Annotated in this window: 28 protein-coding genes; 10 read left to right on the top strand and 18 right to left on the bottom strand. The window is 35.8% G+C overall.

The features are described 5' to 3' along the window. Positions 1–29: 29 nt before the first annotated feature. Complete coding sequence (locus tag HNQ94_RS12425) at positions 30–956, bottom strand: manganese-dependent inorganic pyrophosphatase (RefSeq protein WP_174496830.1); 927 nt, start codon at positions 954–956, stop codon at positions 30–32. Positions 957–1,057: 101 nt separating this feature from the next. Between HNQ94_RS12425 and HNQ94_RS12420 the strand changes: the two genes are divergently transcribed. After that, positions 1,058–1,597 carry a M15 family metallopeptidase gene (locus tag HNQ94_RS12420; RefSeq protein WP_174496831.1) on the top strand — a complete coding sequence of 180 codons (540 nt, stop codon included), beginning with the start codon at positions 1,058–1,060 and terminating at the stop codon, positions 1,595–1,597. A 63-nt stretch (positions 1,598–1,660) separates the two neighbouring features. On the opposite strand, the gene HNQ94_RS12415 is transcribed toward HNQ94_RS12420, so the two are convergent. From HNQ94_RS12415 to HNQ94_RS12405, 3 genes are read right to left on the bottom strand one after another with little or no spacing between them, the layout of a single operon-like run. Then, a complete protein-coding gene (locus tag HNQ94_RS12415) occupies positions 1,661–2,320 on the bottom strand; it encodes a TetR/AcrR family transcriptional regulator (RefSeq protein WP_174496832.1) in 660 nt (219 codons plus the stop codon). A gap of 20 nt (positions 2,321–2,340) precedes the next feature. Beyond that, a complete protein-coding gene (locus HNQ94_RS12410) occupies positions 2,341–3,138 on the bottom strand; it encodes a DUF2705 family protein (protein ID WP_221452562.1) in 798 nt (265 codons plus the stop codon). Beyond that, a complete protein-coding gene (locus HNQ94_RS12405) occupies positions 3,135–4,028 on the bottom strand; it encodes an ABC transporter ATP-binding protein (protein WP_174496833.1) in 894 nt (297 codons plus the stop codon). Before HNQ94_RS12405 ends, HNQ94_RS12410 begins: the two co-directional genes overlap by 4 nt. Before the next feature lie 691 nt (positions 4,029–4,719). Between HNQ94_RS12405 and mnmH the strand changes: the two genes are divergently transcribed. From mnmH to HNQ94_RS12370, 7 genes are all read left to right on the top strand, one after another. After that, positions 4,720–5,763 carry a tRNA 2-selenouridine(34) synthase MnmH gene (gene mnmH, locus HNQ94_RS12400; RefSeq protein ID WP_174496834.1) on the top strand — a complete coding sequence of 348 codons (1,044 nt, stop codon included), beginning with the start codon at positions 4,720–4,722 and terminating at the stop codon, positions 5,761–5,763. 224 nt (positions 5,764–5,987) lie between these two features. Beyond that, entirely contained in the window at positions 5,988–6,128 is a 141-nt protein-coding gene (locus HNQ94_RS12395; protein WP_174496835.1) for a cytochrome c oxidase subunit 2A, read from the top strand. A 13-nt stretch (positions 6,129–6,141) separates the two neighbouring features. Further along, on the top strand, positions 6,142–6,603 hold the full coding sequence (locus tag HNQ94_RS12390; protein ID WP_174496836.1) for a cytochrome c oxidase subunit II: 462 nt from the start codon (positions 6,142–6,144) through the stop codon (positions 6,601–6,603). A gap of 12 nt (positions 6,604–6,615) precedes the next feature. After that, positions 6,616–8,295 carry a cbb3-type cytochrome c oxidase subunit I gene (locus HNQ94_RS12385; RefSeq protein ID WP_174496837.1) on the top strand — a complete coding sequence of 560 codons (1,680 nt, stop codon included), beginning with the start codon at positions 6,616–6,618 and terminating at the stop codon, positions 8,293–8,295. Positions 8,296–8,371: 76 nt separating this feature from the next. Beyond that, positions 8,372–9,007 carry an SCO family protein gene (locus tag HNQ94_RS12380; RefSeq protein WP_174496838.1) on the top strand — a complete coding sequence of 212 codons (636 nt, stop codon included), beginning with the start codon at positions 8,372–8,374 and terminating at the stop codon, positions 9,005–9,007. Between the two features lie 3 nt (positions 9,008–9,010). Beyond that, positions 9,011–9,568: a hypothetical protein gene (locus HNQ94_RS12375; protein WP_174496839.1), complete on the top strand. Its 558-nt coding sequence runs from the start codon at positions 9,011–9,013 to the stop codon at positions 9,566–9,568. A 128-nt stretch (positions 9,569–9,696) separates the two neighbouring features. Next, positions 9,697–10,068, top strand: coding sequence for a cupredoxin domain-containing protein (locus tag HNQ94_RS12370; RefSeq protein ID WP_174496840.1), 372 nt, complete (start codon positions 9,697–9,699; stop codon positions 10,066–10,068). Between the two features lie 54 nt (positions 10,069–10,122). On the opposite strand, the gene HNQ94_RS12365 is transcribed toward HNQ94_RS12370, so the two are convergent. Then, entirely contained in the window at positions 10,123–10,611 is a 489-nt protein-coding gene (locus tag HNQ94_RS12365) for a GyrI-like domain-containing protein (protein ID WP_174496841.1), read from the bottom strand. Positions 10,612–10,702: 91 nt separating this feature from the next. Here HNQ94_RS12365 and HNQ94_RS12360 point away from each other — a divergent pair, with 91 nt between their 5' ends. Then, a complete protein-coding gene (locus tag HNQ94_RS12360) occupies positions 10,703–11,389 on the top strand; it encodes a GyrI-like domain-containing protein (RefSeq protein WP_174496842.1) in 687 nt (228 codons plus the stop codon). Here HNQ94_RS12360 and speD read toward each other — a convergent pair. From speD to mobB, 7 genes are all read right to left on the bottom strand, one after another. Continuing rightward, entirely contained in the window at positions 11,384–12,193 is an 810-nt protein-coding gene (speD, locus tag HNQ94_RS12355; RefSeq protein WP_174496843.1) for an adenosylmethionine decarboxylase, read from the bottom strand. The genes HNQ94_RS12360 and speD overlap by 6 nt on opposite strands. A gap of 168 nt (positions 12,194–12,361) precedes the next feature. Then, entirely contained in the window at positions 12,362–12,835 is a 474-nt protein-coding gene (locus tag HNQ94_RS12350; protein WP_174496844.1) for a hypothetical protein, read from the bottom strand. A gap of 186 nt (positions 12,836–13,021) precedes the next feature. Then, positions 13,022–13,672 (bottom strand): PepSY domain-containing protein, encoded by a 651-nt coding sequence (locus HNQ94_RS12345; protein ID WP_174496845.1) that lies wholly within the window; start codon positions 13,670–13,672, stop codon positions 13,022–13,024. Between the two features lie 131 nt (positions 13,673–13,803). Further along, complete coding sequence (locus HNQ94_RS12340; RefSeq protein ID WP_174496846.1) at positions 13,804–15,147, bottom strand: sensor histidine kinase; 1,344 nt, start codon at positions 15,145–15,147, stop codon at positions 13,804–13,806. Continuing rightward, positions 15,144–15,821, bottom strand: coding sequence for a response regulator transcription factor (locus HNQ94_RS12335; RefSeq protein ID WP_174496847.1), 678 nt, complete (start codon positions 15,819–15,821; stop codon positions 15,144–15,146). The genes HNQ94_RS12340 and HNQ94_RS12335 overlap by 4 nt, the downstream gene beginning before the upstream one ends. Before the next feature lie 235 nt (positions 15,822–16,056). After that, complete coding sequence (gene mobA / locus HNQ94_RS12330) at positions 16,057–16,626, bottom strand: molybdenum cofactor guanylyltransferase (RefSeq protein WP_174496848.1); 570 nt, start codon at positions 16,624–16,626, stop codon at positions 16,057–16,059. 42 nt (positions 16,627–16,668) lie between these two features. Beyond that, the gene (gene mobB, locus HNQ94_RS12325) at positions 16,669–17,169 is read right to left on the bottom strand and encodes a molybdopterin-guanine dinucleotide biosynthesis protein B (RefSeq protein ID WP_174496849.1); all 501 of its coding nucleotides are present in this window, start codon (positions 17,167–17,169) and stop codon (positions 16,669–16,671) included. 83 nt (positions 17,170–17,252) lie between these two features. Between mobB and moaC the strand changes: the two genes are divergently transcribed. Next, complete coding sequence (gene moaC, locus HNQ94_RS12320; protein WP_174496850.1) at positions 17,253–17,738, top strand: cyclic pyranopterin monophosphate synthase MoaC; 486 nt, start codon at positions 17,253–17,255, stop codon at positions 17,736–17,738. Between the two features lie 24 nt (positions 17,739–17,762). Here the strand turns inward: moaC and modB are convergent, their stop codons facing one another. Genes modB through HNQ94_RS12290 form a run of 6 tightly spaced genes read right to left on the bottom strand, consistent with a single transcriptional unit; the run spans position 17,763 to position 21,742 of the window. Continuing rightward, on the bottom strand, positions 17,763–18,419 hold the full coding sequence (gene modB, locus HNQ94_RS12315; RefSeq protein ID WP_174496851.1) for a molybdate ABC transporter permease subunit: 657 nt from the start codon (positions 18,417–18,419) through the stop codon (positions 17,763–17,765). Beyond that, positions 18,419–19,198 (bottom strand): molybdate ABC transporter substrate-binding protein, encoded by a 780-nt coding sequence (modA, locus tag HNQ94_RS12310; RefSeq protein WP_174496852.1) that lies wholly within the window; start codon positions 19,196–19,198, stop codon positions 18,419–18,421. The genes modB and modA overlap by 1 nt, the downstream gene beginning before the upstream one ends. After that, complete coding sequence (locus HNQ94_RS12305) at positions 19,195–19,728, bottom strand: MogA/MoaB family molybdenum cofactor biosynthesis protein (protein WP_174496853.1); 534 nt, start codon at positions 19,726–19,728, stop codon at positions 19,195–19,197. Before HNQ94_RS12305 ends, modA begins: the two co-directional genes overlap by 4 nt. 22 nt (positions 19,729–19,750) lie before the next feature. Then, on the bottom strand, positions 19,751–19,984 hold the full coding sequence (moaD, locus tag HNQ94_RS12300; RefSeq protein WP_174496854.1) for a molybdopterin converting factor subunit 1: 234 nt from the start codon (positions 19,982–19,984) through the stop codon (positions 19,751–19,753). Continuing rightward, positions 19,977–20,456, bottom strand: a complete 480-nt coding sequence (locus HNQ94_RS12295) for a molybdenum cofactor biosynthesis protein MoaE (protein WP_174496855.1) — start codon at positions 20,454–20,456, stop codon at positions 19,977–19,979. The genes moaD and HNQ94_RS12295 overlap by 8 nt, the downstream gene beginning before the upstream one ends. Before the next feature lie 23 nt (positions 20,457–20,479). Further along, positions 20,480–21,742, bottom strand: coding sequence for a molybdopterin molybdotransferase MoeA (locus HNQ94_RS12290; protein ID WP_282960578.1), 1,263 nt, complete (start codon positions 21,740–21,742; stop codon positions 20,480–20,482). Position 21,743 lies beyond the last annotated feature (1 nt).

Here is a 21,743-nt window from a genome sequence, read left to right as displayed (position 1 = left end):
GCATGTTAGAGGTGTTTATAAAATAAATCTTATTCAAATGCAGCTGTTAAGACCGGAACGATTTGTTTCTTACGCGAAACAACACCTTTTAATGTTGCTTTATTGTTAGAAAGTGTTACATCAAAGGCTTTTTCCACTGCTGCTGTTTCGTTACCGACTGCTAGAGCAATCGAATCATTTGTTAAGATATTTGTCACAACAAACAAGAATAAACCGAGATCTTTTTCATTTACAACACCATTGATCGCTTCTTCTAATTCAGCTTGACGAGCAAATAATTCATCAGCATCTACTACGTTTACTTGAGCAACTTCTACCTTATGAGCTCCCATAGTAAACTCTTTAGCGTCAAGAGAAATTAGCTGTGCTACTGTCTTATCACTAACATCAGCTCCAGCTTTCAACATTTCAAGGCCATATTTTTCTGGATCAACTCCAGCAATTTCAGCCAGTTCACGAGCTGCATTTACATCTTCTTCGGTACAAGTTGGTGATTTAAATAACAGGGAGTCAGAAATAATAGCGGAAAGCATTAGTCCTGCTATTTCCTTTTTAATTGTTACGTTATTTTCTTTGTAAAGTTTATTAAGTATTGTAGCTGTACAACCTACTGGCTCTGCACGATAGTATAAAGGATCACTTGTTTCAAAATTAGCTATTCGGTGGTGGTCAATAACCTCTAATACACGAACGGAGTCTATATCGCTAACACTTTGTTGTCGTTCATTATGGTCAACCAAAATAACGTTTTCTACTTCATTTGAAACTGTCTCCACTAAACGTGGTTGCTCTACATTGAAATGGTTTAATGCATATTGTGTTTCACCATTTACTTCACCTAATCGAACAGGTTCTACTTCCATTCCTAGTTTAGATTTTAATTCTGCATATGCAATTGCTGAACAAATCGTATCCGTATCTGGATTCTTATGTCCGAAAACAAGAACTTTTCCCATCATAAAACTCCTTTACTATATATCTTTATTTCTATCCATACTTACAATAAAATAAAGTGATGGAAGAATCAATGTTTTGAAGACCAAAGGGGAAAATTTCAATGAAAAAAAGAAAAAAACGAGGACTGTTACTGGTAGTCATAATCATTTGTATTGGATTACTTCTTTATATAAAACATGTACAAGAATTAAAAAACACGCCACTGCCGACCTCACTTCACCCTATCGTAGAGGAAAAAACAGACAAGCTAGTTGAACAAGCAAAAAATATTGGGATAAACATTTTAATTACTCATGATTTTCGAACAGTAGAAGAACAAGATAAATTATATGATAGAGGAAGAACCGCAGAAGGGAATATTGTGACGTATGCAAAAGGTGGCACTTCCTACCATAACTATGGCCTCGCCATAGACTTTGCCATCAAATTAGAAGATGGAAGTGTTATTTGGGATATGGAATATGACGGAAATCAAAATGGACAATCAGATTGGTTGGAAGTCGTAGCTATAGCGAAGGAGTTAGGTTTTGAATGGGGAGGAGATTGGAAAAATTTTAAAGACTATCCCCACCTGCAAATGGATTTTGGTCTTAGTATAAGAGAATTACAAATGGGAAAACGGCCTGATGGTTGGAAGTGATTTTTTTGAGAAGCTAGAAATAGAGGGCTAGGAAGGCCCAGTTGCTTTTACTAAAGGGCCCTCCTATTTATATACACCAAGCTTTACTATTTCTAAATAGTCTTCTAATTCTGTAATGATAGGCTCTAAATCCTTCACATGAAATTCAATTTTCTCTTGTTTGGTCAACGTTAATATAAATTTGTTGGTAAGCTGTTCTACAATGAACATTGTCATCCGTAATACACGGTTTGGTGTAATTCCTTCTCGTAATCTTTCCTCATTAATTAATTCTTTTTTGAATACCTTCTGCAATGCATCAATACTTTTATACGTTTTTAAATGTTCTGTATATAATTTGTTAATTTCTTCCTTTAGTGCTACCGGGGGATGAAAGAACGTATTGAGTATGAATTGATTTTCATAAAAATATTGGGAAGAAAGCTTAGATTTTATAATAAATAAATCTTTAACCCTTTCAAAAAATTCTGTAGAACTACTTCCCTCAAGAAATTCTTTTTCATTTGCGTCTGCTAGAAGTTCATATACGTACTTTACAATATACAAAAATAAATTCTTCTTGCTTCCAAAATAATGAAAAATAAGCCCTTTTGATATCCCAGCGCGCTTCGTAATCATTTCAGTAGTTGTTTTTTCATAACCATTTTTTGCAAACTCTTCTATGCAAACTTTTAGAATAACCTGTTGTTTTTCTTCTGCTAGTTTTTCAAAAGCTCTGCTCAAACTTCCTCACCTCTATACGATTAAACCGCCATATCTTTTTTATGATAAATGAAATAGGCTAAGGATATGGACACTACCATTATTAACCCCATTAACAATAAATAGAGCGGATCTAATTGATTCGTTGTTGCTATTTCTGTAGCTTTTACATATTCAAAAGGAGTAAAAAACTTTAGCGCCTCTAAACTATCGGATAATCCGACTGCAATACTTAAAAAGTACGATAAAATAACAATGGCTAATGATACGGAAAGGATTTTTCTGCTCTTTCTAATAAAGCTTGATAAGAAAAATGATATAGCCGCAAAAGTCAGATGAAGAAGTAGCGCACCTACTACGAAAATCCAAAACGTATCCATTGGCATTTTACTACTTGCAAACTGAAAACCAATTAAACTTGAAACAGTAGCTACTATATTGAGTATAACGACATTGCATAAAACAGCTAAAAGCTTTTCTGTAACGATTTGTCTTCTTGTTACAGGTTTAGCTAGTAAAAACTCTGCCGTATGATCATTTTCTTCCTTTGATAAGATGTTAGAAGCAAAAATAGATGCGTAAATACTACCTAATAACGTAAGCATCATAAAAACTTCAATTCCATAAAAGCCAAGTAATGTTGACATATCTAACTGATCCATACCAAATACTTGCTGTAACCCTTCCGGATAAGCTTTTAATAACTCTGAAATGTCCTGCTGTTGCTCAGCCATTTGCGGATAGATTAACAATAACAAAAGAATGACTGCAGTAACAGATGCACTCCAAATGAGTAAAGATTTTAGATTAGTTTTCCATTCTCTTTTAAAAATAATCATGACTCTAGGCCTCCATCTTTTTCATAATAATGTAGAAATACGTCCTCTAATGAAGGTTCTTCAATTAAAATATCATCAAAATCAACTCTATTAAGTTCATTTAATAAATGCTTCATATTCCCTTGATAGAGAACGCTCAGCCTTTGGCCGTGGACCTCTTCTTTTAAAACACCTTCTATTTCCAAGGAAATATTTTCAGGTTCTTTTAATGTAAGCGTAACTGTTTTAACACTATTTTTAATGAGGTTTTCAATTGTCTCTACCGCTACAATTTCTCCATCTTTAATAATAGCCACTCGATCACAAGTTTGCTGTACTTCCGAGAGAATGTGGGAGGAGAAGAAAATCGTTGTACCCTTTGCCTTTTCCTCTGCCAGTATTTCATAAAATTCATTTTGCATAAGTGGATCTAATCCACCTGTTGGTTCATCCATAATTAACAGTTTTGGTTCATGGATAAGAGCTTGCACAATACCCACTTTTTTTCTATTCCCAAAAGACAAATCTTCTATTTTTCTTTTTAAATCTAAATCTAATCTTTCGGCTAACTCTATCATGCGTTTTGTATTGTTTACTTTATAAAACTTCATTGAATACGACAGTAATTCTTCTACTTTCATATTTTCATAATAATGAACTTCTGAAGGTAAATAACCAATATGCTTTCGTATTTCTTTAGATTCTGTCACTATATCTTTGCCAAATATTTTAGCACTTCCACTTGTCGGGTAAATGAAATTGAAGAGTGTTCTTATTGTTGTACTTTTTCCAGCACCATTTGGCCCTATGAAACCAAATGTCTCCCCTTCATTCACATCAAACGAAACATTTTTAATCCCTACATTTCCCTTATATAACTTTGTTAACTTATTTACCTCTACAATAGCCATTCCTTTCACCCCTCTTATCGAGTAAAAACATCATTGACCAGTTAGTCAATTTCATTTTACCCCTACATTGACCAGTTAGTCAATATAATATAGGAAATTTTGGTATTATTTAAGGCCCACTCCGTAAAAATGGTAAATATTTGTGCAGAGTCGATGGAAAATGCGACCCAACTTAATGTGTGTGAATGCCAGCCGCTACGGAAATACACTACGCTAAAAATATGCTCTTTTTACTTATTTCAATTCAAGTACTAGTTAGTTGGTGGTGTGGAATTTTGTACAAAAATCGATATGCCATAATACCAATGATTTTTGCACCTAGGAGTTTACAAATTCTCGTGTATTGTCTTTATTGGTAATAACTATTCTTTAATCAGAAAATCACCATCAGCGTAGGCAGAATACGAAGACTCCTGCGGGACAGCACGTGTCTGAAGACCCCGCAGCGGCGGTATTCTGCGAGGAGGCTGAGGCCGTGACCGCGGAAAGCGAAGTATTCTGCCGAAGCGGCCGTATAGCACTCACCAACATTCAAAACTATAGTTATGTCGTAGTTTAAGGAAAAAGTAACAATCTTGTAAAAAGTTAATTACAGAATTAGCTTCCCAAAATTTGTTTTTCATTTACAATATACGTACAAAAGAAAGTATTAAAAACTACTATGTTCTGTACGCTATGAGGAGGAATTACCTTGTTTCATGATATGGAAATAGATAAATTAGTTTCTATAATAAATGGGAGCAATTTTAGTGTTATCGATGTAAGATCTCCATCTGAGTACAGTGATTTTCATTTTCCTAATAGTATAAACATCCCCGTATTTAATGATAAAGAACGGGCGGAAGTAGGCACTTTATATAAAAAGAAAAGTCCTCAAGCTGCAAAAGAAAGAGGATTAGAAATTTTCTCCGCTAAACTTCCTAGTTTTATGAAAAGTGTAGCTAGTTTACCAGGAGAAAAGGTACTATACTGTTGGCGGGGTGGAATGAGAAGTAAAACCGCTGCAACGATGGTTGATTTAATGGGATTACCTGTTTATCGACTTGAAGGAGGAATTAGATCCTATAGGGACTGGGTTGTTCGGACATTAAATAAATTGGAAGTCAGACCGATTACTATTGTTTTAAATGGATACTCTGGAACTGGCAAAACGTCTATACTAAGGAGCCTAAAAAAGGAAGGTTATCCAGTTATTGATTTAGAAAATATAGCAAACCATAGAGGATCTATTTTTGGACAAATTGGATTGAAACCAAATAATCAAAAAACCTTTGACTCCCTTTTATTAGATCAACTACTCCAATATAAAGACTCTCCTTATCTATTAATTGAGGGGGAGAGCAAACGTATAGGAAAAGTTACCCTACCAAACTTTTTAAGTAAGAAAAAAGAGAACGGAATCCATGTTTTTCTTCATCTACCATTGGAAGAACGCATACGAAATGTTATAGAAGAGTATGAGCCTTGGAATCATAAAAAAGAATGTATAGAAGCTTTTCAGCATATTAAAAGACGTATTCATACACCAGTTGCTTTTGAAATTGAGGAAAACCTTTTAGCGGAAAATTATCGTGATGCTATTCGATTACTACTTGAATATTACTACGATCCTAGGTATTCACATTCCGTAAGTCTTTATGAACATCCAGAAAATATCTTTTTCAAATCAAGAACAATAGAGGATGCAAAAGAACAAATTAAACAGTTTTTAACTAATTATCATGTTAATCAATAAATATCACTTTAACTTTATGACATTTTTGTGAATGCCATACCATATCACGAAAAAGAGTAAACCCATTAATATTAAAGGGTTCACTCTTTTTTTATGCCCTTTTTTCGGCAAGCGCTTTCAGTTATTTATACCGGAATTTCTGGAACATGTGATTTAGTTCACTCCGTAAAAAATCCTTCCCTTTTATCATGAAGGAGAACAAACGAAATGGAGGAGGGGTGGGCATGCAAACTAATAAAAATGAAAAAATCAAACATGAAAACGAGGATACCATGAAAGGAACCATGTTTTCAGTTGGAATGGTTGCAGCAGTCATTGTCGTGATGTGGGTGGCAGTTTTTTGGATTTTTATGGTGAGAGTATAAGGAGGCGAATATCATGCATCGATTAGAAGAAATTTGGTTAACCGTGAGTTGCGGAATTTTAATTATTTTCATGTTTATCGTTGGATATCAAGCATTTGCATTAGAAATGGGACCTCCAAGTCATATGGAAACAATCGATCCTCAAAAGGTAGATCAAACAGAACCATTTGATAATCCGGGAGTATTCGAGATTGGTGAAAACGAATATGAAGTGGTAATGACAATGCAAACATTTGGTTTCACCCCAAATAAAATAGAGATACCAGTTGGGGCAGAAGTGCATTTCACCTTAACTTCCAAGGATGTAACACACGGGTTTCAGGTTGCAGGAACAAATATAAACGCTATGGTCATGCCAGGTCATATTCAAAAAATTTCGCATACATTTGATGAGCCTGGTGAGTATTTAGTTCTATGTAATGAATATTGCGGAATCGGGCACCAAGTGATGGCTACAACAATTACGGTGAAGTAAGGAGGGGAAATGATGGAACATGCAAAAAAGTTAAACATTAAAGAAACATCAAAAAAATTGTTAGGTGTAAATCCTGCCGATGCTAAATTGTCATTATCTTATTTTACAGTAGCTTTCGTTTCTTTACTTATTGGTGGGGTTTTAGGATTACTTCAAGGTTTAGAGCGGTCAGGAATTATATCTTTACCTTCTTGGTTAACGTACTACCAAGTATTAACTGCACACGGGTTGTTATTACTCGTTGTTTTCTCGGCTACATTTACGATTGGTTATCAATACGCAAACCTTTCTCACTCGTTCGGAGGGCTTCTACCTAAAGTTCGTAAATTAGCGTGGATTGGTTTCGTATTAATGGTCATTGGCACAGCAATGGCTGCTACGATGATTATATTAAATGAAGCATCTGTACTGTACACATTTTACCCACCGCTTGCAGCACATCCACTATTTTATATTGGCTTAGTGTTAGTCGTTGTCGGTATTTGGTTTTGTTGTTTCGGTGTTTTTATTAACTATCGTCACTGGAGAAAAAATCATCCAGGTCAAACAACTCCAATTCTAGCATTCTTCGCAATGGGTGTATTCGTTCTTTGGTTCTTTGCAAGTATTGGTGTGGCAACAGAAGTATTAACTCTCATACCTTGGGCTATGGGATTAGTAGAAACAACGAATGTCATGGTCGCTAGAACCTTATTCTGGTGGTTTGGACACACATTAGTTAACATTTGGTACTTAGTTGCGGTTTCAGCATGGTATGTGATTGTACCAAAAATTATCGGTGGTCGTCACTTTAACGAAAAACTAATCAGACTTGTTGTTATCTTACTTGTTATCTTGAACATTCCAGGTGGGTTCCACCATCAAATTATTGATCCAGCCATTTCCGTTCCAATTAAATTCTTACACGTATTCATGAGTTTATCTATTGCAGTACCTTCTCTTATGACAGCTTTCGCAATGTTCGCTGTATTTGAGAAAACTGGTAGAAAACTTGGTGGTAAAGGTTTACTAGGATGGGTGAAAAAACTACCTTGGGGAGATGTACGCTTTTTAGCCCCAATGATTGCGATGCTCGCATTTATCCCTGGTGGAGCAGGCGGTATCGTTAACACAAGTAACCAATTAAACCAAGTAGTTCATAACACAATGTGGGTAGTAGGACACTTCCACGTAACAGTCGGCATGTCTGTTGTTATGACATTCTTCGGTATTTGTTACTGGTTAATTCCACATTTAGCTAAACGACAGCTAACACCTAAAATGAACAAAATTGGTGTTATTCAAACCCTTATATGGACATTAGGTATGATTATAATGGCAGGTTCAATGCATATAGCCGGCTTACTTGGGGACCCAAGAAGAACTTCTTACACAACGTATAGCGATCATCCAACAGCTTTAAGCTGGATACCTTATGAGTACATGTTTGCTATCGGAGCAACACTTTTATTAATCGGTGTTATTATTCAAGTTTACGCAGTATTTAATATGATGTTCTTTGCACCAAAAGGACACACAGAATATCCTGTTGCCGAGCCTGAAGATGGAGCACCAGCTGCACCACTTTGGACAGAGCGCTGGGGGCTTTGGAGTGTCATGTTGTTATTAGTAGTAGCAATGGCTTACGTAATTCCTATCGTTGATATGATAATGCATGCACCTCCTGGATCACCACCAATTCGTACTTGGTAACCTTCTAAATTAGTGCCTGTCACTTGTCGAAAAATCGACAGGTGGCAGGCATTCAAATGAAAAGGAAGTGATCGATTTGAGTGGAAAAACACGAAACAGACTTTCTGTATTAATTGTTTTCATCTTTGGTTTCTTTCTATTCTATATCGGTACAGATGGCTTTAAAGCTTACACTGCAGAAAGTGCAAGAACATATGAACTAATGAAAAGTAAACCTGACTTTCCATCCGTAACACTCGAGGATAGTAAAAAGAGAACATATACGTTACAAGAATTTGCAGAGGGCAAATACGTTTTTATAACATTCATGTATACAAACTGTGGTACAGTATGTCCTCAATTAGAAATGAATATGGCAAAAGTTTATGACAAAATCCCTAGTCCGCATATTGGTAAAGACATACTCTTTTTAAGTATTAGTTTTGATCCTACTAATGATGGGCCGGAAACGTTAGAAAAATATCGTTCCTACTTTGGTAGTGACGGAGAAACATGGAGAATGGCAAGAGTTGAAAACGAACTAGAGTTACAACAACTATTAGATAGATTCGGAGTAGTCGTTATACCTGATGGATACGGAAACTTCCAGCATAACTCTGCCTTTTATTTAGTTGATCGAAACGGAAAGCTCGTTGAAGTAATGGACTATACACAGATTAATGAAGCGACTGATACGGTTATGACCTATGTAAACTATGAGAAGGAGGGGTAGTCTATGAAACAAGCAAAATATGGACTAATCTTGTATTTATTCATGATACTCCCTCCCGTCTCGTCGCTTTTAGAATCCATCATGATCGTACACATGCATATGCAGATGCCATTATTGATCATTTCAGGTTTTTTAATGGCGCCATACTTTCTACAAAAGTGTCCGAAGTTTTTTGAAAAATGGAACCAAAACGGAATACCGGGAATTCTTCTATTTATCATCATCGTTAGCTATTGGATGCTACCTAGAGCAATGGATGAGGCTTTAACTATTCCCTTTGTAGAAGCTTTTAAATTTTTTAGTCTTCCATTTTTAGCAGGTATTCCACTAAGAGATAGTTGGAAGAAGCTACATTCAATTGGTAAAGATATTACTTTTGTATATTTTATATTAACCTTTGTCATCCTTGGTTGGATTTACGTCGCTGTTGATGAGCAAATCTGTAATAACTATTTAATGATTGAACAAAAAACACTTGGCTGGGGATCGTTAGCAACAGCTGCTATTTTAATTATTTATTTGCTCCAATTAATCTTTTTTGATCACTCAGAGTTTGAATAAGAATATTTGTGAACTTTTTATGACAGAGCAAAATGTGTGACTTAAATCATACTGCACAAATAGTAAACCTACTATGATTAAGTTGTAAGGAAAATCAAACTTTCAATAAGAAAGAGGAGGATTTACTCATGAAAAAATTAATGTTAACTTCTTTATTTACCCTTTTGCTTTTAGCCTTAGCAGCATGTGGTGGTGACGATAACGCTACTAGCGGAAGTGATGATGCAAGTGGTGGTGAAGGAACTTCTTCAACTGTAGAACTTGTAGCAACAAACTGGGACTTTGCAGAAGACACATACACTGTGCCTGCAGGGGAAGTTACGTTTGAACTTATAAACGAAGAAGGATTCCACGGCATTACAATTAATGGCACTGATGTGAAGATAGATGGTGAAGGAACGGCAACAGCAACACTAGAAGCTGGAGAATATACAATCATCTGTAACGTACCTTGTGGTGAAGGCCACGCAGAAATGACTGCACAATTAGTTGTTCAATAACTAGCAATAAAAACCTTGAGGTAAGAAACACATTACCTCAAGGTTTTTCCTTTATTACTTCACAGGAATCAAAATTTCAAACTCGGGCTCCTCTGTATAAGGATCTTGCTTCATTGGATATTTTTCAAAATGTGTTAAATGGTCAACATTATTTTCCTTATAACCTTGGCTAGCAATCCACGCATAAATATTATTATAAGATTGACTGATGTCCTGACCTTTTTTATGCCCACATTTGGCATAGCTAAGTGTCGGTACAGAAAGGCTTACCATATTTGTGGGAACTTCCTCTATTTTCTCTACTTCCACTACAGCGTAATGCGTAAAACCTTTTCCATCTGGTCTTGCATGATAGGATAATCCTAATAAGGTTTCTGGATTAACGACATGCTGAATCTCGTTAAGTCTTTCTTGCATTTGAGCATGAACCTTTCGAATTTCACCTGCTCCGGCTTCCTCGAAAGTCCCTTCCCATTTTAAACCCACAGCTTTAAAAGCTTCCTTGTTCACTACAACTGCTTCATTTTTTTGTTCGACTGACATACTTTTTAACTCCTTTCCAATATCATACATTTATTCTATTATAAAACTATGACAATAACTGTCAGGTTTTAAATTAAAGGGAGTAAAAAATATGACTAAATCTCAGCGCCTAATAGAACTAATGGTAAGGGTTTATGAAAAACAAAACTTTACAGTCGAAGAACTTGCTTTAGAATTTGATGTATCCTATCGAACCATGCTTAGATATTTACACGAATTGAGTGGATATGGTGTCCCTTTATATTCAAATATGGGCAAAAACGGCGGTTATAGCCTCCTTCAAACAAAAACAAAACAGCCTTTTTTAGGCAAAAAGGCTGTTTCGGTAAATAAGGTAATAAAACCTACAACACATGTGATAGGTCTAGAATTTAAGGCTCCTTTTACAGCATTCTATATGTCGAAATCCTTTAAACCATTTTTATGGAAGGAACTCCATAAAAGAAAAACAGAAATTAAAAACCTGTTACATAAAGAATCTTATATAGGTGTTTCTCTTAGCCGAAGTCACATTTATCATTATATTGCAGGAGTAGAAGTAACAAAACCTTTTCCTGTTCCTGAAAATATGGTCACTATCTCATTACCTACCCGTGAATATGTTGTGTACAATCATTTTGGTAGTGAAGAAAGAGAAGACACAGATCAAACATATTTTCACATGATGGAAAAGCTGAAGAAACAAGGAATAAAGCTTAATCCGAAAAATTACAGCTTAGAACTATTTGATGCAAAGAATCCAAACCTGTTAACTATTCACCTACCATTAGAATCATGAATCAAAATTTTTACCATAAAAAATTTCATCCATTTCTGTTTGTACTTTTTCGGTAATTTCTTTTTGTTCTTCTGTTGAAAGTTTGGCCTTTGTATAGCCAAAAAGATAATTGTTTAAATCAAAGTTTCTTAGCTTACATTTTGTGTGGAATATATGCTCTTGAAATACATTTACATCTATCATTTGATATTGATTTCGAACATCATCGGTAATGTAGTTTTGAATAGAGTTAATGTCATGATCGATAAAAAGTTTTTTGCCATTTTTATCCCGTGTAAATCCTCTTACCCGATAATCCATTGTCATAATATCTGTATCAAAAGAGTGAATTAAATAATTTAACGCTTTTAACGGCGATATTTCCCCACAAGTAGATACATCTATATCCGCTCTAAAGGTACTTATACCTTCATAAGGATGATACTCTGGGTAGGTATGAACAGTGATATGGCTTTTATCTAATTGGGTAACAACATTGTCAGGCAATGGACCCGGTGTTTCCTCCATCGAATCTGTAGGAACTTCTACAACAGGACCTTCTGATACTAAAATTGTTACACTAGCTCCTTGGGGAACATAATCTTGCTTGGCTATATTTAAAACGTGTGCACCTATGATTTCGGCTACGTTATTTAATATTTCTGTTAGTCTGTCTGCATTATATTGTTCATCGATGTACTCTATGTATGCTTCCCGTTCTTCTTTCGTTTTCGTGAAGCATATATCGTACATATTAAAGCTTAATGTTTTCGTAAGGTTATTAAATTCATGTAGTTCAATCCGTTCCTGGTGTGTTTTACTCATAGCGCATGTATCCCCCTCACATAATAATTCTTAGTTTAGGTATACCCCAAAACATTAGAATTAATCATGGCGATCCAAACCTTCCACATAAGAAAATACTTCATACAAATGAAAAATCCACTTTAAAAAGTGGATTTTTCATTTGCGATTATTATAATTGATTTTCTACTATTGTTGCCAACCTTGACCGTTTGCACCCGGGAATTGCCCACCGAAATTTTGTTGGTACTGTGGATACCCTTGAACATTTGGTCCAGGAAGGGGACCTTCAAAGTTTGGTGGCAATTGACCTTGCCAATTTCCTCCGTTTGGCCCCGGTAATGGACCTTCGAAATTTGGCGGGTATTGTGGCCATCCTTGACCATTTGGTCCTGGGAGTGGGCCTTCAAAATTTGGTGGCAATTGACCTTGCCAGCTTCCACCGTTTGGTCCTGGCAATGGACCTTCAAAGTTTGGTGGGTATTGCGGCCATCCTTGACCATTTGGTCCTGGGAGTGGGCCTTCAAAATTTGGTGGCAACTGACCTTGCCAGTTTCCTCCGTTTGCTCCTGGGAATTGGCCCTCAAAATTTTGTGGGTAAGCAGGGTTTTGCGTGTTCCAATATGGATTGTTTCCATAAAATCCATTATTATAATGTGGCATTATGCTTATACCTCCTTAGGGAATCTACACCATTACCATATGTTTGGCCTTTTATATTCGCAACAACTTCTTTTAATTTAGGCTAATATCCAAAAGTAATAGATCTAATCCTTTCATAAAAAAAGAATGAAAATAAAAAGACATCGATTCTATAAGAAATCAATGTCTTTTTAAACGAATAGTTATTTAATCATCAAGTGAATCGAAAGAAATAACTAATATTTCACCAGTGTAAGCATCTATATCTAACTCTATTTCACCTTGCCCATTAACCATTTCCACCTCATATAACAAATTGCCGTCATCTTCGTCTAATTCGATTTCTTCGATGGCACCATTTACTTCTTTTAATGCAATAGCTTTCGCTTGTTCTAGTGAAATAACCGTCTTGGTATGGACTTGCTCTTTCTGGCTATTATCATCTTGATCATCACTATTATTATTGTTATTGTCTTTTGAATCATCATGACTATTGTTATCGTCTTTTGAATCATCATTATTATTATCATCATCTTTTATTTGATTTTGATCATCGTTTTTCGGTTTATCTGTTGTTATTTCTGTCGTTGTTTTTTCATTATTTTTAGATTCTTTTTCTTCTAAGTGCAAAATGTCCCCTGTATCACCATCGAGCAATAGCTCATAACTACCATCATCGCCATCAATTTCTATTTCATAAACGTATCCATTGTTGCTTTTTTCTAGCTCCAATTTCATAACCTCACCAAGAAATTGGTTTTTCACTAAATTTTCAGCTTCTTCTGCAGATAATTTAGCCGAATTCGGAGCGTCATTCAGTAGGAATATACCAAATCCAATCCCCAATACCAAAACCATTCCCAAACCAACAGTTACTATTTTTTTCTTCACTATTTTCCCTCCAATCTTTGTTACTAACAATATATACAAAGATAATGAAAAGACACTGAGTGTTAGATTAGAATTTGATGAGAATACACGAAGAGGAACTAATAAGGTAAATAAATGGAAAAAGTCGAACCATGCCCTTCTTCACTATTAACCAAAATTTTTCCACCATGAGCATCTACAATATGCTGGGCAATCGTTAAACCTAATCCTGTACCACCTGTTTCCCTACTTCTCGCTTTATCCACTCGGTAAAAGCGATCAAAGATTCGACTTCTTTCAGTATCTGTTAGCCCCTCCCCAAAATCTTGAATAGATATTTCTATTTCATGTTGGGACTTATTCAGGTAAATATGTACCTCATCGTGACTGTATTTACAAGCATTATCAAGTAAAATGTATAGTACTTGGTTTATTTTCTCACGATCACAACTTAGCTGTAGATGATGGAAGTCTGTAAAAAGGATTATCTTCCTGTTATAGGTGACAGTAAATAAACGTATAACCTCTTGAACCAAGGAAACAACATCTATTGAGGCAAACTGTAAATTTTCCTTTTGCTGATTTTTTGCTAAAGCTAACAGTTGTCCTACTAAATGCTCCATTTTTTCTGTTTCGGAACGTATGGCGTGGATGGACTCCTCATAAACTTCTTCCTTTTCCTTACCCCATCTATCTAACAAATGCGAATAACTCTTTATAATAGAAATAGGTGTTTTCAATTCATGAGATGCGTCAGAAACAAACTCCTCTTGCTTTTCAAAATTTTCCCTTAAACGATCAATCATATGGTTATATACTGTACCCATCTGTGATAATTCATCTTTGGAATTGCTCGGTAGATCAATCTTCTTCCAGCTTCTCTGTTTATAGTTTTCCGTCATTGTGTTTGTTAAAGCTTGAATTGGTTTTATTAATAATCTACTTATTATGCCTCCACCAATTACTATTGGGATTACCATAATCAAGGAGGAGAACAACAATACATAAATCAAGGTGTTCATTGTTTCATGAATCCCTACTAATTTCTCTGTTACTTGTAGGGTCACCACCTCTCCATTTTCCCAAATGAGCGGAATTGAAATTATAGCATAACGAATACCATCATTACCCACTATTACTTCGTTTGTTTCGCGGTTAACATAAACTATTGGTAAAGAATAAAACTCTATTTCCTTTGTTACTACCTGTAGCGTTTCCCGATGTGCATTTATAACCCGGGCCATACCGTTCGAAGGGATGTATGCTTTTAATAGTTCACTTGGGTTTACTTCTGTGTTTGCTGACAATGCTTCCATCATCACTCTCGTTTCAGCTTTAATACGATCAATTTCTGCATCAATCGAAATTCGATAAAACAAAAAGAAAATGGCAGTATTAACTAGTAGCAAAACTACCAATATCACGGACGTCAAAAGCAACTGAATCTTGGTTTTTAGTTTCATAATTCATTTTCCCTTATTGAATATCCAATCCCACGTATGGTCTGTACATAAGAATTGTCAAAAGGCTTATCGAGCTTTTGTCTTAAATATCGAATATAAACATCTACTACATTTGTTTCGCCTATATAATCATATCCCCATACTTGATTCATAATCTGTTCTCTTGTTAATACTTGATTTTGGTTTCTTACTAAATAAACAAGTAAATCAAATTCTCTAGGTGTAAGCTCAATAGTCGTATCTTTTCGTTTCACCTGTCGAGTTTGGAGGTTAACAGATAGCTCTCCAAAACTAATCACATCTAAGTGAACAGGATTCTGTCTTAAATGGGCTCTTATTCTAGCTAATAGTTCTTCAATTTGAAACGGCTTCGTTATGTAATCATTTGCCCCTAAATCTAATCCACTTACCTTATCATGTACCTCATCTCTGGCAGTTAATAGGATAATTGGAATAGCTACACCATCTTTTCGTACACGTCTTAATACTTCTAAACCGCTAAGCTTGGGAAGTAATATGTCTAACAGTACTAGATCCCATGATTGCTCTGAAATTAGTTCTGTTGCTAATTTTCCATCATGGGCTATCCCTGTTTTATATCCTTCATACTCTAATTCTAATTGAATGACTCGTGCAAGCTTCTGTTCATCTTCAACTATTAGAATCTTAGCCATACTCTCACTCCGACCATTATTATTTAATACCTATCATAACGCAGAGCGAGATTTATTTTTATAATAATTAGATATTTTAATGGAAATTTAATAAATGTGCTTTAATGGAAATATCCGTTAAAAGTTAATCCCAAATAACTATAGGAGTTTTAAAGCTTTTCTTGCGTTTGAGGCTCTCCAAGTGAAGTATGGAGTAAGAGGAAAAGATTATTATTGCTCCCCGAATCGAGGTGAATTATTTTAGGTCTTCCACCTTATTAATATTTTGGAAAGGTTCCCAGTCTTGAAAAACTATATATTCTACCTTTATTTTTTCCAAAAGGTTATGCAAAGAACGTTTTTCATTTTCCAATTGTTTCTCTATTTTCCCCTTTATCGAATAGTTGTAGATTGCAATTAATGGTTGTGCCTTACCATTAACTAAGGGTACAATTGCCTCCTTGTTTTGCGTAATAGATTTTTTTAACTCTTCAAAGACCCAACTCTTCACAAATGGCACATCAATTGGTAATACGATGTACCATTCCCCATTCGTCTTTCCCATAGCAGCATGAATACCTGCAAGGGGGCCTTGTCCAATGTATTGCTCTGTATCATGAATGATGTGAACAAACTGCTTATCTACATGGAAACGATTTTCTAATTCTGGACGTGTTACGATTATGATTTTATCGCAAAAAGGAGCTAAAGCTTGGATTGAATACTGATAAAACGGTATCCCGTTATGCATAGCAAATGCCTTTGGTGAACCAAATCGTTTAGATAGTCCACCAGCTAGTATAATACCCGTCATCTTTTTTGACACTAAATTCCCTCCTTGCAATAGGAAAACAAATGATTAAAACAACTATGAAACAATGACATTTTCCAACAGCCATCCTATTAGTTGCTTTGTTTCATGTCGTCTGAAAATAGGATAATGATATCTTTCGTAGTTTAGTGCTAAATCGGTTACCACTACTTTAATATTTTTAAGTTCCTCAAGGAGGGGCAAGTCTTCTTCCTGACGAATTAAAACAATCTTTTGTAAAGGTTCCTTTTTAAATCCTTCTATTAAGAGCAAGTCAATAGGCATTAATCGGTAGAAGGACATTAGTTGATCTAAATCCCATGCTGATTGTTTCATAGTAAGTTGGAAGGTTCCCGCCCCCTCAACACCTGTCATAGTAGCTCCAGCCTTCTCATGTATCGTACTATCTGTATTTTCAGGCGGTAATGGGGATCCTCCATGACCATGGTGTTTTAAACTACCAACCTTTAAACCTTTTTCCGAAAATGCTTTTATCAGCTCGCTTACTAATGTTGTTTTCCCACTATTTTTGTACCCAACTACTTGGATAGTTATCATTTAGACAACACCTCTTTGTCCAAATATTTTTTTCTATGATACGATAGAACTAACAAAACTTTATGTAAAGGTATGATAATACAATGAAAGAATTTACCCATTTTAATGAACACGGCAGAGCAAAAATGGTGGATATTAGTAATAAACAAGATAGTGCAAGGAAGGCAATAGCTCGTTCAAGCGTTCAGGTGAGTATGGATATATATGAAAACATTGTTTATCAAAAAAATAAAAAAGGAGACGTTTTAGCCGTTGCACAAGTTGCAGGCATTATGGCAGCGAAGCAAACGTCTTCCATTATACCAATGTGTCATCCTATACAGATTAGTGGTGTAGACCTTTTTTTTGAATGGGTAAAACAAGCAAATAACCAGTATGAGTTAGTCATTGAAGCAGTAGTGAAAACTGTAGGTAGTACAGGCGTGGAAATGGAAGCTTTAACAGCTGCTTCTGCTACTGCATTAACGATATATGATATGTGTAAAGCTGTAGATAAAGGGATGGTTATTGGTCCGACTTATTTACTTGAAAAAAGCGGTGGTAAAACAGGTGATTATAAAAGAAATTAGGAGGAGGCCAGTATTGGTTTCCTCTTAGTTTTCTTTCATACGGTTAATCGAAAATAAAAGGATAAAAGAAAATAAAATACTAATGATGACATAATACCAAGCTATTTTCGTATTACCCGTTTCCATAGCTAAGTATATAGCTGTCGGAATAGTTTGGGTCTTCTCTGGAATATTTCCTGCAACCATAAGTGTCGCACCAAATTCACCAAATGCTCTCGTAAAGCTTAATATAACCCCCGTTATAATAGCCCTATAGGATAATGGAAGTGTAATAAGCAAAAGCATTTTCCAATTGGTTGCTCCATCAACCTTAGCTGCCCCAATGATGTTTTGATCTACAGATAAAAACCCTGTTTTAACAGATTGATACATAAGAGGAAAGGCAACTACTGCTGCTGCCAAAATTGCTGCAGTGGCTGTAAATAAAACACTTCTTCCTGTAAACCATTCTACTGCTTCTCCTACAGGACTATTTTTACCAAAAATGATAATTAGTAAAAACCCTATTACTGTTGGTGGCAATACAAGTGGAAGAAAAAATATAGTCTCTAGTACAGCTCTACCTTTCACTTTCCTAGTGACCATTATATGCGCTGTTAACGTTCCAATTAAAAGTGCAAGGATTGTTGCAATAAACGCAACAAAAAAGGATAGTTGAACCGGGAACCATGACCATTCCATTATTCATCCACCATCTTTTCCAGTTCATTATTCATTTGAAATTGATAGCTTTCAAACAACTTAAGGTGTTGTAAAACATATTGATAAAAAATATCAGCTGCGTGTTTTGTAGCTTTATTAGTAGACGTAATAGCTAAAAAATAATCAATAGAGCCATATAATCCTTCATCTAACTTTTCTACTAGCTTAATGTTATGAGCTTTTTGGATATCCGTATAGTAGACAATTCCAGCGGGAATAGCGCCTTCTTCAACTAAGGTTAATACGTGCTGAACATCTTTCGCATACATAAGTCGACCACGTTTTTGAAGTTCATCCCAAGAACCTAACTGTTGCAAAGCCTTCATGGAGTAAGTTCCTGCAGGTACTGCTTCCGGTGTGCCAATCGCCAATTTTTCATTCGTATTTAAAAATTGCTCGAAGGAATTCCATTCTTTGTCTTCATCTTGGATAAAAACTAACCTATTAGACAGGATTGCTTGCCCTTTTTCGATAAACCCTTTTTCTTTTAGCGTATAATAGTCTGTCTCCGAGGCCATAAAAAACAAATCAACTGGGGCTCCTTGTTCCACCTGTTTACGTAAGGTACCAGTTCCGCCAAAATTGTAGGTTATTTTTATAGATGGATGTTCCGCTTCAAATTGCTTTTTTAATTCCTGTAAACTTTCTGCCATACTAGAAGCTGCTGAAACGGTTAGATTAGTAGTTTCTGATTCAGATTTACAGCCAGAAAGAAAAATTATAGTAATGAGCAGCCAAGCACTTACATATTTGTTCACTTATGTTCATCCTCTATCTTTGCCAAATCCTTTTTTAATTCCATGACCATATGTCCAAGCTCAGGTAAAATTAATTTTTCCATTGCTAATTTAACTGCACCTGTCGATCCGGGTATCGAAAATATAGCCGTTTGATTTGCTACACCTGCAATCGATCTAGACAGCATACTAGCAGAACCAATATCCAACTTATAGCTTAAATAACGAAAAAGTTCACCAAAACCTGGTAGCTCTTTATCCAACATTGGTTGAACAGATTCTATCGTTACATCTCGCATAGCAATACCCGTCCCACCATTTATTATAATGGCTTCGATGCTTTCATCAGCAATCTGTTTTTCCACTACACCCTGAATTACTGATTGTTCGTCAGGGACAATTTTATAAAAATTAACTTGATGGTTTTCTTGGTACAGTAGTTCATGTAAAAGCTTTCCGCTTTTATCGGTTTCTTTGTTTCTACTATCACTCACTGTTATAACCGCACAATTCACTTGTTTAGGAGAGCTTTTTCGATGTTGTTCTAGCACCTTTTACATCCCCCTTATTTTTTTACCCGCCACTTACTGGCGGAATAAGCGCAACAACGTCACCTGATTTTATCACATCTTCATTAATGGCATACTCTTCATTAATAGCAACCATTACTTGGTCTAGTTGGGTTAAGCTGTACGTATCCTTTAATTTTGTTTTTAACTCCCCAACGGATATTGAATCAAGTTCTACTTCGAGTTTGTCTTTGCCTAACTCTTCCTGTAAATGTGCAAATAGTAATATTTTAATCATGTTCATTCATCCCTTTTACATTAGGTTTTCCAGATGGATAGGCAACCTTTTCAAGTTGATCTCCAATCCACATATCCCCGTCTTCCCAATGTTCTTTTTTCCAAATAGGTACAATTTCTTTTATCCGCTCTATTGCATATTCATTTGCCTCGTATGCGGCTTTACGATGTGGGGAAGATACAGCGATAAAAACAGCAACATCCGAAATATCCAAGCGACCAACTCTATGTGTAATGGCAACTTGTGTGTTAGGCCATTTAGATTGAATTTCTTCACCTATTTTAGCAAGCATTTTTTCTGCCATCGGTTTGTATGCCTGGTATTCTAGATAAACGGTTTTCTTTCCTTTCGTCCATTCCCTTACCGTACCAATAAAGGTTGTGATGGCCCCCGCTTCTCTTCTTTGTACTTTCTCAACTAATTTGTGAAGTTGAATAGGTTCTTCTATAATTTCATAAAGCTTGTCTTCCAAAGAAAAGCTCCTTTCCTTTACTGTTACTTAAAATTAGTAGTTCCTTCTTGATCCTCTAGCAGAACAACATCTACTTCCATTCCCTTTTCATATCCTCTCGTTCCTCCAGGTAAATACAAGAGAATGTTAGACAATGCTAAAGACGAAACAGCACTAGATTTATCTAAACCAGTAGGGGTAGCTACTAACCTACCCCCCTCATAGCCTAAGTGAGCTCGAACAAAACGATCAAACGGATTTGGTTTCGGAAAATTAGCTCCTAGTATTGCTTTTTCAAATTTTAAATATGGGTTAGAACAATGTAGGAAGGTTCGGATTACCGGTCTAGTAAATAATTCAAATCCAACATAACATGCGGAAGGATTCCCTGATAAGCCAAATAATAATTTCCCATCCAATTCTGCTATCGTTGTTACACTCCCAGGGCGCATACCAATCTTGTTAAATAAAACGTTTGCTCCTAATTTTTTATAAATATCAGGTAGATAGTCATAGTCTCCAACGGAAACTCCACCAGTCGTAATTAAAAAGTCAACTTTCTCTAATGCATCATGTACTTGTTGATAACATGTGGAAAAATCATCACTAAATTGCCCTAAATAAATTGGTGTTGCCCCTGCTCTTTTAATTTGCGCGTGAATCATGTAAGCATTACTATTTCGAATTTTCCCAGGTTGTAGGGGCTCATCAATTTTTAAAAGCTCACTGCCTGTTGCGATAATCCCGACTGTTGGTTTTTGACTAACAGGAACATGTTTATAACCGAAAGTGGCTAGCAAGGCAACAACACCTGGATTAATAAACGTACCTTTTACAGCTAAGACGTCTAGCTTTTTTACATCTTCACCCTTGTAGGAAATATTATCACCTGATTGAAAGGATCTTTTGATTCGAACATGGGTTTCCCCATCTATTTGTACTTCTTTCGTGAGCTCCAACATGACAACTGCATCGCAGCCATCCGGTATTTGAGCACCTGTCATAATACGAACAGCCTGGTTCTCTCTAACCGTTTCCGAAAATACACTCCCCGCTCCTATTTCCCCTACTACTTTTAGTGGTAAAGGATTCTCTCTCGATGCTGCTTTGGTATCTTCGGAACGAATAGCAAAACCGTCATATGGTGAGCGGTTGAAAAGAGGAACATCGTGGTCTGCCACTAAATCTTCTCCTAAAAAGTGTCCGTAAGCTTCTTCTATGGATATCGAACGAACGTCCCCGCTTATGGCGTATTGCATCGTACGTTCTACTGCTTCCCCTACTTTTATCGGTTTTCTTCTTTCCACC

The organism is Salirhabdus euzebyi, from assembly GCF_014207435.1.
Taxonomy (GTDB): Bacteria; Bacillota; Bacilli; order Bacillales; family Alkalibacillaceae; genus Salirhabdus; species Salirhabdus euzebyi.
This window is presented reverse-complemented; position numbering and strand designations above follow the sequence as displayed.

Coding starts and splice junctions, on each gene's coding strand:
- HNQ94_RS12425 (WP_174496830.1), bottom strand. CDS start 956: ATGGGAAAAGTTCTTGTTTTCGGACATAAGAATCCAGATACGGATACG.
- HNQ94_RS12420 (WP_174496831.1), top strand. CDS start 1,058: ATGAAAAAAAGAAAAAAACGAGGACTGTTACTGGTAGTCATAATCATT.
- HNQ94_RS12410 (WP_221452562.1), bottom strand. CDS start 3,138: ATGATTATTTTTAAAAGAGAATGGAAAACTAATCTAAAATCTTTACTC.
- HNQ94_RS12405 (WP_174496833.1), bottom strand. CDS start 4,028: ATGGCTATTGTAGAGGTAAATAAGTTAACAAAGTTATATAAGGGAAAT.
- HNQ94_RS12395 (WP_174496835.1), top strand. CDS start 5,988: ATGCAAACTAATAAAAATGAAAAAATCAAACATGAAAACGAGGATACC.
- HNQ94_RS12390 (WP_174496836.1), top strand. CDS start 6,142: ATGCATCGATTAGAAGAAATTTGGTTAACCGTGAGTTGCGGAATTTTA.
- HNQ94_RS12385 (WP_174496837.1), top strand. CDS start 6,616: ATGGAACATGCAAAAAAGTTAAACATTAAAGAAACATCAAAAAAATTG.
- HNQ94_RS12375 (WP_174496839.1), top strand. CDS start 9,011: ATGAAACAAGCAAAATATGGACTAATCTTGTATTTATTCATGATACTC.
- HNQ94_RS12370 (WP_174496840.1), top strand. CDS start 9,697: ATGAAAAAATTAATGTTAACTTCTTTATTTACCCTTTTGCTTTTAGCC.
- HNQ94_RS12365 (WP_174496841.1), bottom strand. CDS start 10,611: ATGTCAGTCGAACAAAAAAATGAAGCAGTTGTAGTGAACAAGGAAGCT.
- HNQ94_RS12360 (WP_174496842.1), top strand. CDS start 10,703: ATGACTAAATCTCAGCGCCTAATAGAACTAATGGTAAGGGTTTATGAA.
- speD (WP_174496843.1), bottom strand. CDS start 12,193: ATGAGTAAAACACACCAGGAACGGATTGAACTACATGAATTTAATAAC.
- HNQ94_RS12350 (WP_174496844.1), bottom strand. CDS start 12,835: ATGCCACATTATAATAATGGATTTTATGGAAACAATCCATATTGGAAC.
- HNQ94_RS12345 (WP_174496845.1), bottom strand. CDS start 13,672: ATGGTTTTGGTATTGGGGATTGGATTTGGTATATTCCTACTGAATGAC.
- HNQ94_RS12340 (WP_174496846.1), bottom strand. CDS start 15,147: ATGAAACTAAAAACCAAGATTCAGTTGCTTTTGACGTCCGTGATATTG.
- HNQ94_RS12335 (WP_174496847.1), bottom strand. CDS start 15,821: ATGGCTAAGATTCTAATAGTTGAAGATGAACAGAAGCTTGCACGAGTC.
- mobB (WP_174496849.1), bottom strand. CDS start 17,169: ATGATAACTATCCAAGTAGTTGGGTACAAAAATAGTGGGAAAACAACA.
- moaC (WP_174496850.1), top strand. CDS start 17,253: ATGAAAGAATTTACCCATTTTAATGAACACGGCAGAGCAAAAATGGTG.
- modB (WP_174496851.1), bottom strand. CDS start 18,419: ATGGAATGGTCATGGTTCCCGGTTCAACTATCCTTTTTTGTTGCGTTT.
- moaD (WP_174496854.1), bottom strand. CDS start 19,984: ATGATTAAAATATTACTATTTGCACATTTACAGGAAGAGTTAGGCAAA.